Annotated in this window: 12 protein-coding genes; 5 read left to right on the forward strand and 7 right to left on the reverse strand. The window is 72.9% G+C overall.

The window, feature by feature from the left end:
* The first annotated feature begins 18 nt into the window (after window positions 1-18).
* Window positions 19-813: a helix-turn-helix transcriptional regulator gene (locus QM782_RS22430; protein ID WP_415205080.1), complete on the forward strand. Its 795-nt coding sequence runs from the start codon at window positions 19-21 to the stop codon at window positions 811-813.
* On the opposite strand, the gene QM782_RS22435 is transcribed toward QM782_RS22430, so the two are convergent.
* Window positions 814-2,859 carry a heavy metal translocating P-type ATPase gene (locus QM782_RS22435; protein WP_415205081.1) on the reverse strand — a complete coding sequence of 682 codons (2,046 nt, stop codon included), beginning with the start codon at window positions 2,857-2,859 and terminating at the stop codon, window positions 814-816.
* A gap of 62 nt (window positions 2,860-2,921) precedes the next feature.
* Here QM782_RS22435 and cadR point away from each other — a divergent pair, with 62 nt between their 5' ends.
* The 3 genes from cadR to QM782_RS22450 all read left to right on the forward strand — a co-directional run bounded on the left by cadR (window position 2,922) and on the right by QM782_RS22450 (window position 5,513).
* Window positions 2,922-3,359, forward strand: a complete 438-nt coding sequence (gene cadR, locus QM782_RS22440; protein ID WP_415205082.1) for a Cd(II)/Pb(II)-responsive transcriptional regulator — start codon at window positions 2,922-2,924, stop codon at window positions 3,357-3,359.
* 116 nt (window positions 3,360-3,475) lie between these two features.
* Window positions 3,476-4,660 (forward strand): beta-ketothiolase BktB, encoded by a 1,185-nt coding sequence (gene bktB, locus QM782_RS22445; RefSeq protein WP_415205083.1) that lies wholly within the window; start codon window positions 3,476-3,478, stop codon window positions 4,658-4,660.
* Between the two features lie 79 nt (window positions 4,661-4,739).
* Window positions 4,740-5,513: a TIGR01458 family HAD-type hydrolase gene (locus QM782_RS22450; protein WP_415205084.1), complete on the forward strand. Its 774-nt coding sequence runs from the start codon at window positions 4,740-4,742 to the stop codon at window positions 5,511-5,513.
* A gap of 173 nt (window positions 5,514-5,686) precedes the next feature.
* Here the strand turns inward: QM782_RS22450 and QM782_RS22455 are convergent, their stop codons facing one another.
* The 5 genes from QM782_RS22455 to egtB all read right to left on the reverse strand — a co-directional run bounded on the left by QM782_RS22455 (window position 5,687) and on the right by egtB (window position 9,590).
* Window positions 5,687-6,133, reverse strand: coding sequence for a universal stress protein (locus QM782_RS22455; protein WP_415205085.1), 447 nt, complete (start codon window positions 6,131-6,133; stop codon window positions 5,687-5,689).
* A gap of 36 nt (window positions 6,134-6,169) precedes the next feature.
* Window positions 6,170-6,916 carry a 2OG-Fe dioxygenase family protein gene (locus tag QM782_RS22460; protein ID WP_415205086.1) on the reverse strand — a complete coding sequence of 249 codons (747 nt, stop codon included), beginning with the start codon at window positions 6,914-6,916 and terminating at the stop codon, window positions 6,170-6,172.
* A gap of 73 nt (window positions 6,917-6,989) precedes the next feature.
* Window positions 6,990-7,271, reverse strand: coding sequence for a DUF427 domain-containing protein (locus QM782_RS22465; RefSeq protein ID WP_415205087.1), 282 nt, complete (start codon window positions 7,269-7,271; stop codon window positions 6,990-6,992).
* Window positions 7,272-7,296: 25 nt separating this feature from the next.
* On the reverse strand, window positions 7,297-8,259 hold the full coding sequence (egtD, locus tag QM782_RS22470; RefSeq protein ID WP_415205706.1) for an L-histidine N(alpha)-methyltransferase: 963 nt from the start codon (window positions 8,257-8,259) through the stop codon (window positions 7,297-7,299).
* 14 nt (window positions 8,260-8,273) lie between these two features.
* The gene (gene egtB / locus QM782_RS22475; protein WP_415205088.1) at window positions 8,274-9,590 is read right to left on the reverse strand and encodes an ergothioneine biosynthesis protein EgtB; all 1,317 of its coding nucleotides are present in this window, start codon (window positions 9,588-9,590) and stop codon (window positions 8,274-8,276) included.
* Window positions 9,591-9,773: 183 nt separating this feature from the next.
* Here egtB and QM782_RS22480 point away from each other — a divergent pair, with 183 nt between their 5' ends.
* Window positions 9,774-10,211: a universal stress protein gene (locus tag QM782_RS22480; protein WP_415205089.1), complete on the forward strand. Its 438-nt coding sequence runs from the start codon at window positions 9,774-9,776 to the stop codon at window positions 10,209-10,211.
* 49 nt (window positions 10,212-10,260) lie between these two features.
* Here QM782_RS22480 and QM782_RS22485 read toward each other — a convergent pair whose 3' ends face one another.
* Window positions 10,261-12,378 carry a TonB-dependent receptor gene (locus QM782_RS22485; protein ID WP_415205090.1) on the reverse strand — a complete coding sequence of 706 codons (2,118 nt, stop codon included), beginning with the start codon at window positions 12,376-12,378 and terminating at the stop codon, window positions 10,261-10,263.
* Window positions 12,379-12,398: the final 20 nt, after the last annotated feature.

Genomic DNA, 12,398 nt, shown 5'->3' on the forward strand with positions numbered 1-12,398 from the left:
CAACCCGGAGACCACCCCATGCGCAAATGGACCCCTGCCGCCTGGCGGCACGCCGGCGCACCGGCCGGCGCCATGGCCCCGCTGATCGACAGCCTGGGCGAGGACGACTTCTGCGCCCGGCTGCTGCGCCAATTGCACCCGGTGCTGCCGGCGGCCTCCTGGTCGGTCTACCGCGTGGGGCCGGGCTGCGCGCCGCGGCTGTTCATGTCGGCCGCGCTGGACATCCCGGACACCACGCGCGCCTGCTGGCACGCCTACCTCTCCGGCCCGGTGCGCGGGGACCGCAGCCTGCGCTTCGACCCCGACGCGGCGCAGCGCGTGCAGCTGTGCCACATCACGGCCGGCGAGGTGGCCGACGAGCACCGCGCCCGCGTGTACGAGGCGCACGGCATGGTCGAGCGCGTGTCCATCGTGCAGCACGGCGAGGACCAGGCGCTGTTCGCGGTCAACTTCTACCGCCACGCGCACCAGCGCGCGCTGAGCGATGCGCAGATCGGCGACTTCGAGCAACTGGCGCCGGCGCTGCTGGCGCTGGCGCGCAAGCAGGTGGCGCTGCGCCCGCCGGCCCCGCCGCAGCCGCCCTCGCCCGAGGACCTGCGCGCGCGGCTGCTGCAGCTGGACGGCGGGCTGACCGCGCGCGAGCTGGACGTCTGCACCCGGCTGCTGCGCGGCATGACGCAGGACGGCATCGCGGCCGACCTGGGACTCTCGGCGACGACGGTGAAGACCTACCGCAACCGCGCGTTCGCGCGGCTGGGCATCCACTTCCGCAACGAGCTGTTCGCGCTGGCGCTGCAGCGCGACGGCGGCTGATCAGCGGGCGCCCCAGCGCAGCAGCCGCAGCCCGTTGGCCACGACCAGCAGCGTGGCGCCCATGTCGGCGAACACGGCCATCCACATGGTGGCGCCGCCGGCCAGCGCCAGCACCATGAAGACGGCCTTGATGCCCAGCGCCAGCACGATGTTCTGCCACAACACCGCGTGCGTGCGGCGCGACAGGCGGATGGTCTCGGGGATGCGGCGCAGGTCGTCGTTCATGACGACCACGTCGGCCGCCTCCACCGCCACGCCGGTGCCGGCCGCGCCCATCGCGAAGCCGATCTCCGCGCGCGCCAGCGCCGGCGCGTCGTTGATGCCGTCGCCGGCCATGCCGGTGGCGCCGTGGCGCTGCTGCAGCGCCTGGATGGCGGCCTGCTTGTCCGCCGGCAGCAGCTCGGCCTGCACCTCGTCGATGCCGGCGGCGCGCGCCACGGTCCGGGCCGTGGCCTGGTTGTCGCCGGTCAGCATGACCGGCAGCACGCCCAGGCGGCGCAGCTCGGCGACAGCCTCGCGCGAGCTTTCCTTGAGCGTGTCGGCCACCGCGAACAGCGCCAGCACGCCGGCCTCGTCGGCCAGCAGCGTCAGCGTGCGGCCCTGGGCCTCGTGGCTGCGCAGCAGCGCGCGCAGGCCGGCATCGCACTGGCCGCGCTCCTCGGCCAGGCGCGAGTTTCCCAGCACCAGCGTGCGGCCGGCGATGCGGCCTTCGACGCCGCGGCCCGGCAGCGCGCGGAAGTCCCCGGCCTCGGCCGCCGGCGCGCCCAGGCCCTGGGCGATCGCGCGCGAGACCGGGTGGTCCGAGCGCGCCGCCAGGCCGGCGGCCAGCGCGGCCAGCGCGTCGCGCGCCATGCCCTCGCGCAGCGGCTCCCAGTGCACCAGCACCGGCCGGCCAGCGGTGACGGTGCCGGTCTTGTCCAGCGCGACGACGCACAGCAGCCGCGCGTTCTCCAGGTGGCTGCCGCCCTTGACCAGGATGCCGCGCCGTGCCGCGGCGGCCAGCGCGCTGACCACGGTCACCGGCGTGGCGATCACCAGCGCGCAGGGGCAGGCGACGACCAGCAGCACCAGCGCCTTGTAGGCGGCGTCCGGCCAGGCCAGGCCGAACAGCAGCGGCCCGCCCAGCGCGACGGCCAGCGCCAGCGCGAACACGGCCGGCGTGTAGACCGTGGCGAAGCGGTCGACGAAGCGCTGCGTGGGCGCGCGCGTGGCCTGCGCCTGCTCCACCGCGTGGACGATGCGCGCCAGCAGCGTGTCGCCGGCCGCGGCCGTCACGCGCAGCTGCAGCGCGCCCTCGGCGTTGACGGTGCCGGCGAACACGGCGTCGCCCTCGCCTTTCTCGACCGGCAGGCTCTCGCCGGTCACCGGCGACTGGTCGACGCTGCTGCTGCCCTGCAGCACCACGCCGTCCAGCGGCACGCGCTCGCCGGGGCGGATGCGCACCGTGGCGCCGACGGGGATCTCGCCCGCCGGCTGCGCGCGCCAGCGGCCGTCGTCCTGCAGCACCTCGGCCTGCTGCGGCGCCAGCGCCAGCAGGCCGGCGATGGCGTGGCGCGCACGGTCGGCCGCGCGCGCCTCGATCGCCTCGGCGATCGCGTACAGCGCCATCACCATCGCGGCCTCGGGCCACTGGCCGATCAGGAAGGCGCCGGTCACGGCCACGCTCATCAGCGCGTTGATGTTCAGCCGGCCGCGGCGCAGCGCGGCCAGGCCCTGGGCGTAGGTCTCCACGCCCGACAGCCAGATCGCCGCCGCCGCGGCCGCCATGCCCAGGCCCGGCATCCAGCCGGCGTCGTCGGCCACGAAGAAGTGCAGCAGCTCGGCCAGGACGGCCAGCGCCAGCGCCGCGGCCAGCCGGCGCGGGCCGGGGCCGGCGCCGTGGTCATGGCCATGACCATGGTCGTGGTCGTGGTCGTGGTCGTGGTCGTGACCATGGCTGTGGCCGTGGTCGTGCGGATGGCCGGCGGCGTGGCCGCCGGGACCGTGGTGGTGTGCGTGGCCGTGCGCAGGGGTGTGCGCCGCGGGCGTCGGGCAACAGGGCTTCATTGCGGTGCTTCCTCGGGAACTGCATTCATTGGAAACCCTGAAGCCGCTGTAGAGTCAAGCGCATGAAGATCGGACAGCTGGCCACCGCCACCGACACGCCGGTGGAAACCATCCGCTACTACGAGCGCGCCGGCCTGCTGCCGGCCGCGCCGCGTACCGCGGGCAACTACCGCGACTACGACGCCGCGCACGTGCAGCGCCTGTCCTTCATCCGCCACTGCCGCGCGCTGGACATGGCGCTGGAGGAGATCCGCACGCTGCTGCGGTTCCAGGACGCGCCCGGCGGCGACTGTGCCGGCGTCAACGCGCTGCTGGACGCCCACATCGGCCACGTGGCGCAGCGCATCCGCGAACTGCGCGCGCTGGAGCGCCAGCTGCGCGCGCTGCGCGGCCAGTGCCGCGAGGCCCAGGCCGCCGCCGACTGTGGCATCCTCAAGAGCCTGGCTGCCGACGCGCCGCCGGTACCGGCGCGCCCGCGCCACGTCCACGGTGTGCATTGAATTGTTTCAATCGCCGCACGGCGGCGGCGCAGGCGGTGCGCGCGTGGCAAGATCGCAGGCGGTCCGGCCGTTGGCCGGGCATCCACCATCATCCGTTACTCAGGAGGAGCAACAACATGGGTCGTGAAGTCGTCGTCGTCAGCGGTGTGCGCACCGCCATCGGAACCTTCGGGGGCAGCCTGAAGGACGTGCCGCCCACGCAGCTGGGCGCGCTGGTCGTGCGCGAGTCGCTGGCACGCGCCAAGGTCGAGGGCCAGGACGTGGGCCACGTGGTGTTCGGCCACGTCGTCAACACCGAGCCGCGCGACATGTACCTGTCGCGCGTGGCCGCGCTGGACGGCGGCTGCGCCGAGCAGACGCCGGCCTTCAACGTGAACCGCCTGTGCGGCTCGGGCCTGCAGGCCATCGTCTCGGCCGCGCAATCGATCGCGCTGGGCGACTGCGACATCGCCATCGGCGGCGGCGCCGAGAGCATGAGCCGCGCGCCCTACGCCTCGCTGAACGCGCGCTGGGGCGCCCGCATGGGCGACACCAAGCTGGTGGACATGATGGTCGGCGCGCTGCACGACCCGTTCCACACCATCCACATGGGCGTGACGGCCGAGAACATCGCGGCCAAGTGGGGCATCACCCGCGCCGACCAGGACGCGCTGGCCGTCGAGAGCCACCGCCGCGCCGCCAAGGCCGTGGCCGCCGGCTATTTCAAGGACCAGATCGTCCCGGTCGTGTCCAAGGGCCGCAAGGGCGACGTGGTGTTCGACACCGACGAGCACTTCCGCAACGACGTCACGCTGGAGGACATGGCCAAGCTCAAGCCCGTGTTCACCAAGGAGAACGGCACGGTCACGGCCGGCAACGCCTCGGGCCTGAACGACGCGGCCGCGGCCGTGGTGCTGATGGAGGCCTCGGCCGCCAAGGCACGCGGCCTGGCGCCGCTGGCGCGCCTGGTCGGCTACGCCCATGCCGGCGTGGAGCCCAAGTACATGGGCATCGGCCCGGTGCCGGCCAGCCGCAAGCTGCTGGAGAAGCTCGGCCTGAAGGTCTCCGACCTCGACGTGATCGAGGCCAACGAGGCCTTCGCGGCCCAGGCCTGCGCCGTCACGCGCGACCTGGAACTGGACCCGGCCAAGGTCAACCCCAATGGCTCCGGCATCTCGCTGGGCCACCCGATCGGCGCCACCGGTGCCGTGATCACCGTCAAGGCGCTGCACGAGCTGCAGCGCATCGGCGGCCGCTACGCGCTGGTGACCATGTGCATCGGCGGCGGCCAGGGCATCGCGGCGGTGTTCGAACGCGTGTGATCCCGCCCTCGCCCGGTGGTGACGCTCCACCGGGCGGGCCGATGATTCTTCCTGGCACGCCGCGTGCATCGCGGCGTGCATGGACCTCCCCTCCCATCCCCGTGCCCTGCTGATCGACCTGGCCGGCGTGCTGCACGTCGGCAGCCGGGCCGTGGCCGGTGCGGCCGATGCACTGGCGCGGGCACGCGCCGCGGGGCTGCGCACCGTCTTCGTGACCAACACCACGCGCACGCCGCGCCGCGTGCTGTGCGCGCAGATGAATGCGCTGGGCTTTCCGATGCAGGAGAACGAACTGGTCACGGCCCCGTCCGCGGCCGTGCGGCTGGTGCGTGCGCGCGGCTGGCGGCCGCATTGGCTGGTGCATCCGGACCTGGCGGCCGAGGTCGGACCCGGCGACGCGGCGCCGGACACCGTGGTGATGGGCGATGCCGGGCCGTACTTCGACTACGCGCAGCTGAACGCCGCGTTCCGGCTGATCCACGCCGGCGCGCGCTTCGTCGCGATGGCGCGCAACCGCAGCTTCCGCGAGGAGGACGGGCTGTCGCTGGACATGGGCGCTTTCGTCGCCGGGCTGGAGTACAGCACCGGCGTCACGGCCGAGATCACCGGCAAGCCGGCGCCGGCCTTCTTCGCCGCCGCGCTGGCGCTGGCCGGCGTACCGGCCAGTGCCGCGGTGATGGTGGGCGACGACGTGCGCGACGACATCGGCGGCGCGCAGGCCTGCGGCATCGCCGGCATGCTGGTGCGCACCGGCAAGTACGCGCCGGGCGACGAGCGGCATGCCGGCATCCGCCCGGCCGCCGTGGTCGACGACTTCGCGGCGGCGGTGCGCCGGCTGCTGGCGGGCGGATAAGACGGTGTGGACGACCTGCTCACACCCACGCCAAGCCCGATGACCATCTGCTTCTCGCACCACCGACGCGCTTCGGGTCTCGCCCTGTGGGCCGGGGCACGCCGGGCCCCGTCGTGGCCGCGAGCGGTTCGTTCACGCCTTCTGGGCCGCCGCCCTTCCTGACTCCCGAAGGTTCAGGACGCGCCGCCGCGCACCACCAGCACCGGCACGTGCGCTTCCTGCAGCACGCGCTGGGTGACGCTGCCCAGCAGCAGCTTCTCGATGCCGCGCCGGCCGTGCGAGCCCATCACGATCAGGTCGGCGCCGCTGGTCTTGGCCGAGTTCATGATGCCGTCCTCGGCCGCATGGCCCTCGACCACGGCCGTCTCGCAGCTGAGGCCGGCAGCCTGGACGGCCTCCTGCGCCTCGGCCAGGGCCTTGGTGGCCTGCTCGGTGGCGGCGGACAGGTACTCGGCCTGGCCGACCGCGTATTCGGCTCCCACGCCCAGGAAGGGATACGGATCGATCACGTGGACCACGAACAGGTCGGACTGGAAGGCCTTGGCGATGGTCAGGGCCTCGCGCAGCGCCGCCATCGCGGTCTGCGAGCCATCGACGGGAACCAGAATCTGCTTGTACATGCGTTTTCTCCTAGTGCTTGCTTCGCAGGCCGCAGTCTAGGCGTCCTGGAAGCCGTTGGCGCGAAAAGTCAGCACCAGCGTGTCGCGGTGGCCGCCTGTGCGCAGCGGCTGGATCGGCGTGGATTCGTGGATCACGCGCGCGTCGTCCAGGAACAGCATCGACCAGGGCTCGGTCAGCGTGAAGCGCTGGCCATGCGGGCCGTCGGCCTCGAACACGCGCGTCTCGCCGCCCTTGATGCCGTGCCGGGCGACCAGCAGCACGGCAACGAAGTCCACGCCGTCGCGGTGCGCCCCTTCGGGCGTGGGCCGGCCGATGCCGTCGGTGGTGTCGATGCGGAACTGGTGCGCCTCGACGTACCACGGCGCGGGCGCGCCGCCGCGCAGTTCGCTGCAGGCGTTCGCCAGCCCCAGCAGCAGGCGCTGCCAGGCCGGCTGCGCGAGGTCGGCCGGCAGCATCGGCGCGAACCAGCGCTCCATGCCGCCGTGCAGCGCGTTGTAGGCGACCGGCTGCCAGTGCGCGCGGTGCGGCACCACGCGCAGCACGCCGCCCTCGGCGACCAGGCTGGCATGGCGGCGGCGGCGGTAGCGGCCGCCATCCTTCAGGTACTCGTCGGGCGGCAGGTCGGCCCAGGAGGGTTCCAGCGCCTGCAGCCCGCCCGGCGCGCAGGCGCACAGGCTGCGGACGGCGGCGGCGTCGAGCACGGCGAAGCCCTGGCGGCGCACGGTGGCGGCCAACTGGTCGGGCGGGGTCAGCGGGGGGGCGAGCAAAGAGGTGGTGGTCATGCGGCGGTCCGGACGGGGCCGCGGTCGCGGCCCGGAGGACCCGAATGGTGCCACCGCCCGGCCCGGCGGTTCGTCAAGGCTCGATCTTCACGCCCTTCCAGAACGCCACGCGGTCCTTGATCTGCGCGGCCTCGGGCTTGGGATCGGCGTAGTACCAGGCGGCGTCGGGGTTCAGCTCGCCGTCGACCAGCAACGAGTAGTAGCTGGCCTGCCCCTTCCAGGGACAGGTGGTTTTGTGGTTGCTGAAGGTCACGTAGTCGCGGTTCAGCGAGGACATCGGGAAATACTGGTTGCCCTCGACCAGCACCAGGTCGTCGCTCTCGGCGATGACCTTGCCGTTCCAGACTGCTTTCATGGCTGGCTCCTTGGAAGAACGCGCATCATGCCGGAGCCGACAGCCAGTGCAGGCTGAACAGCCGCTGCGGGTCGGTCCACACCGGGCCGGGCGAGAAGCCGGCCTCGCGCGCCAGCGCGCGCAGGCCGTCCACGGTGAACTTGTACGAGTTCTCGGTGTGCAGCGTCTCGCCTTCCGCGAAGCGATAGGCCCGGCCGTCCAGCGCCACCTGCTGCGTGCGGCGGCTGACCAGGTGCATCTCGATGCGGCGCAGCGGGCTGTTGTAGAAGGCGCCGTGGGCGAAGCCCTCCAGGTCGAAGTCCGCGCCCAGCTCGCGGTTCGCGCGCGCCAGCAGGTTCAGGTTGAAGGCCGCCGTCACGCCGGCCGCGTCGTTGTAGGCCGCGTGCAGCACGGCCGGGTCCTTGACCAGGTCGGCGCCCAGCAGCAGCGCGCCGCCGCGCAGCAGCCGCGCGGCCATGCGCAGGAAGCGCAGCGCCTGCGCCGGATCGAAGTTGCCGATCGTCGATCCCGGGAAGAAGCCCAGCCGCAGGCCGGCGCCGGCCGGCGGCCACGGCAGCTGCAGCGGCTCGGTGTAGTCGGCCACCACGGGCTGCACCGCCAGGGCCGGGTGCTCGCGGCGCAGCGCGGCCGCGGCCTGCTGCAGGTGCTCGCCCGAGATGTCGATCGGCAGGTAGCGCGCCGGCCGTTCCAGCGCATCGAGCAGCAGCCGCACCTTGCGCAGCGAGCCGGCGCCGAACTCGACCAACTCCGCGCCGGGCCCGGCCAGCCGCGCGATCTCGCCGGCGTGGCGCGCCAGCAGCGCGACCTCGGTGCGCGTGGGGTAGTACTCCGGCAGCGCGCAGATCGCGTCGAACAGCGACGAGCCGTGCGCGTCGTAGAAGTACTTGGGCGAGATCGCGCGCTGCGGCGCGGCCAGCGCGGCGTGCAGGTCGGCGCGGAAGGCATCCCGCGGGTCGGGCGCGCCGACGACGCGCAGGCGAGGCTGCATGGCGAGCCCTGGATTCATGGTGCGCCCTCCTGGCGTTGCGGATCGCGCGCCAGGCGCAGCCCGGTGAACTGCCAGCGCGCGGCCGGCGGAAAGAAATTGCGGTAGGTCGGCCGCGCATGGCCGGCCGGCGTGGCCAGGCTGCCGCCGCGCAGCACCAGCTGGCCGACCATGAACTTGCCGTTGTACTCGGCGGCCGGCCCCGGCAGCGGACGGAAGCCCGGATAGGGCTCGTAGGCCGAGCGCGTCCACTGCCAGGCCTGGCCGGCCATGTCGCGCAGCCCCGGCGCGCCGCAGGCGGCCTCCCACTCGAACTCGGTCGGCAGCCGCGCGCCGGCCCAGTCGGCATAGGCGGCGGCCTCGTAGAAGCTCAGCTGCATGACCGGCGCGGCCGGGTCCAGCGGCTGCACGCCGTCCAGGCCGAACACCTGCCAGCCGTCCGCCGGCGCGCGCGGGTCGCCCGGCGCCAGCCAGTACGGCGGCGCCCGCCAGCCCTGGGCCTGCACCTGCGCCCAGCCGTCGGACAGCCACAGCCCGGCGCGGCGGTAGCCGCCCTCCTCGATGAAGCGCAGGTACTCGCCGCAGCTGACCAGCCGGTCCGCGATCTCGTAGGCCGGCAGCAGGCGGCGGTGGCGCGGGCCTTCGTTGTCGAACGCGAAGCCGGCGCCGCCGTGGCCGATCTCGACGACGCTCTCCGGGCGCGCCAGCCAGCGCAGCGGCGCGGGCTGCCCGCGCGCCAGGCGCAGCGGCGCCGCCGGCGCCGGCGCGTAGGCCGGCAGCAGCGGGTTGCACGACAGCAGGTGCAGCGCGTCGGTGAGCAGCAGCTCCTGGTGCTGCTGCTCGTGCTGCAGGCCCAGCTCCAGCAGCGGCGCGGCCTGCGCCCATGCCGGGCCGTCGGCCTGCGCGATCAGGCCCAGCATCGCGGCGTCGACGTGCGTGCGGTAGGCCGCGACCTGCGCGGCCGAGGGCCGCGTCAGCAGTCCGCGCTGCGGCCGCGGATGGCGCGGGCCCAGCGCCTCGTAGTAGGAATTGAACAGGAAGGAGAAGCGCGGATCGAAGACCGCGTAGCCCGGCTGCAGCGGCTGCAGCAGCACGGCCTCGAAGAACCAGCTGGTATGCGCCAGATGCCACTTCGCCGGGCTGGCGTCCGGCATGGATTGCACGCACTGGTCCTCGGCCGACAGCGGCGCGGCCAGCGCCTGCGTCTGCGCGCGCACGGCGCGGTAGCGGGCGGCCAGCGCGGAACGCTCGCCGCCCGGCTCGGCAGCGCCGGCCGGCGCGGTGCACAGGCCAGGGCCTGCTGGGGCGGCGGGAGCGGCGGCGTCGCACGGCATGCCCGCACCTTACGGGCGCGCCGGCGCCGGCGGCGTCCCGGCCCGGCCGCTGCGGCCGTCGGCCGGCGGCGCACGCGCATGCAGGACGAAACCTACAGCCGCACAGGGGCATTCCCCGATTCGACGCTGCACGCCAGCTTGCCTAGACTGCGCCCTCCTCAGCACTCACCAGGGAGTCATGCCATGTACAAGCGCATCCTGTTGGCCTACGACGGCTCCGAAGCCGGGCAGAAGGCCCTGCTCGACGGTGGCGACCTGGCGCACCTGAGCGGCGCCGAGCTGACCCTGGTCGCCGTCATGCCGCTGCACGTGGGCTCGATCGGCCTGGAGGTCGGCGTCTACGACCAGGCCGCCGAGGACCGCGAGCGCGAGCGCTACCAGTCCATCCTGGAAGCCGGCCTGCAGCGGCTGCGCGCGGACGGCCACCAGGTCGACGGCCAGGTGCTGTGCGGCGACTCGGTGACCGAGATCACGCGCCATGCCAAGCACACCGGTGCCGACCTGATCGTGGTCGGCCACAAGCACCTGGAGAACTGGGCCGCGCGCTGGTGGCAGGGCGCGATCTCCGGCGCGCTGATCGAGCACGCGCACTGCAGCGTGCTGGTGTCCATCATCCATTGAGCGCGGCCCCGGCCCGCGGGCCGGGCGCGTGTGCGAGAACGCCGGCGGTTCAGAACTGGTAGTTCGCGCTGAGCAGGAAGCTGCGCGGCGCGCCGGGCATCGCGCTGGAGCGCCAGTATTCGGCGTCGAACAGGTTGGAGACGGCGGCCGTCACGGTCCACGGCGCCGAACGCCAGCCCAGCATCGCATCCCAGCGCGTGTAGCCCGGCAGTTCCGAGGTGTTGGCCGCGTTCAGCCAGCGCGCGCTGGTGTGCGTCACGCCGATCTCGCCATACCACGGGCCCGGCGGCGCGTAGCGCAGGAACACGTTGCCGTTGCGCTTGGCCGTGTTCGTCAGGTACTTGCCCTCGTTGGCCGGCGTCTGCAGGTCCCGCGCGACCTTGGCACTCATGAAGGCCACGCCGCCGCGCACGTACCAGTTCGGCGCCACGCGGCCCGCGGCGCTGAACTCGATGCCGCGCGAACGCTCCGTGCCGCGCACGCCCCAGGTGTACGGGTCGTTGTCGGGATCGGGCCGGTAGCGGATGTTGTAGTGCTCCAGCTCGTAGACCGCCACCTGGGTCGACAGCATGCCGCCCGGCAGCCAGTCGCTCTTGAGGCCGACCTCCACTTGGCGCGAGTACTGCGGCGCATCGTCGTAGACGGCGGTCGGGTCCGCGCTCACGGTCAGGATGCCGCGCCCGCCGTACGGCGAGTAGCTCTTGCTGTACGACGCGTACAGGCTCTGCTCGGGCACCGGCTGCCAGATCACGCCGATGCGCGGGCTGGTGGAACTGCCGTCGTAGCCACGCGCGATGTTGTCCACGTAGTTGGTCGAATGGAACTTGAAGCGGTCGTGGCGCAGCCCGGCCAGCACCTTCCAGTGCGGCGTGAGGCTGATCAGGTCCTGCACGTACACGGCCTGGGCCTCGCCCTTGTGGAGGTTGTTCTGGGTCGGGTCGACGCGCGCCGGCCGGTCGGGCCAGGACGACGGGTTGGGGTTGAACGGGTCGTAGCTGAAGGCAGCGGCGACGGTGCCGAACACCTGCGGCCGGCGCCGCTCCTCGCTGATCTCCAGCCCCGCCAGCAGGTCGTGCTCGACGCCACCGGTCTTGAACTTGCCGGTCAGGTCCAGCGTGTTGGCCGTGGTGCGGTTGTTCGTCACCTGCCAGGCGTAGTTCGGACGGATCAGGCCGGTGCCGGCGTTGTAGCTGCCGCCGAAGTAGTGGTCGAAGTCCTGGTTGGCCGTGCGGTGGCTCGCCACCCAGCGCAGGCTCCACTGCGGGTTGAAGTCGTAGGCCAGGTCCGAGCGCAGCACGCGCAGGCGGTCCTCCACGTAGTCGCCCGGGTGCTGGAAGCCGGTGCGCCTCGACACGCCGGCCGGCAGGCTGCTGTAGGACGGCCCGCGGTCGGGCACGCGCCAGACGTTGTCCCAGGTGTACTGCGCGGTCCAGCGCAGGCCCTTGCGCGTGTCGACCAGGATGCTGGGCGAGACCATCTCGTTGCGGTTGCGGATACCCGAGCGGAAGCTGTGCGCCTGCTCGCGGTCGGCCGTCAGCCGCACCACCACGTTCGGATTCACCACGTGGTTGATGTCGATCGTGCCGCCGAAGTTCTCCCAGGAGCCGCCGCGCAGCGTCACGCTGCTCTTGACGTCGAAGCGCGCCTGCTTGCTGACCATGTTGACGATGCCGCCGCCGCTGCTGCGACCGTACAGCACCGAGGCCGGCCCCTTCAGGATCTCGATGCGCTCCACGTTGGCCGTGCTGCGGCGCACCTGGCCGCTCTCGCGCACGCCGTCGCGGTAGATGTCGCCGCTGTCGGCCGAGAAGCCGCGGATCATCACGCCCTCGCCCCGCATGTCGTAGTTGGTGTTCACGCCGGGCACGCCGTCCAGCATGATCGACAGGTCGTTGATGCCGTAGCTCTTGTACTTGTTGACTTCCAGCGTGTCGATGGTCTGCGGGATGTCCTTGGGCGGCAGGTAGGTCTTGGTGGCGGTGGTCACGCCCTCGGGGCGCACGTCGTCCGGGTCGTACTGGCTGCCGGTGACCTGCACCGTCGGCAGCGTGACCGCCGCCTCCTCGGCGCCGGCCTGGCCGGCCAGCAGGCCGGTACAGGCGGCGACCGCGCAGGCGCGCAAGGGAAGAACAGGCAGGCGACCAGGTGTGGCGCGGCGATGGCGCATAGGAAACTCCCCCCGAAAGC

It is taken from the genome of Pseudorhodoferax sp., from assembly GCF_047601025.1.
Lineage (GTDB): Bacteria > Pseudomonadota > Gammaproteobacteria > Burkholderiales > Burkholderiaceae_C > Pseudorhodoferax.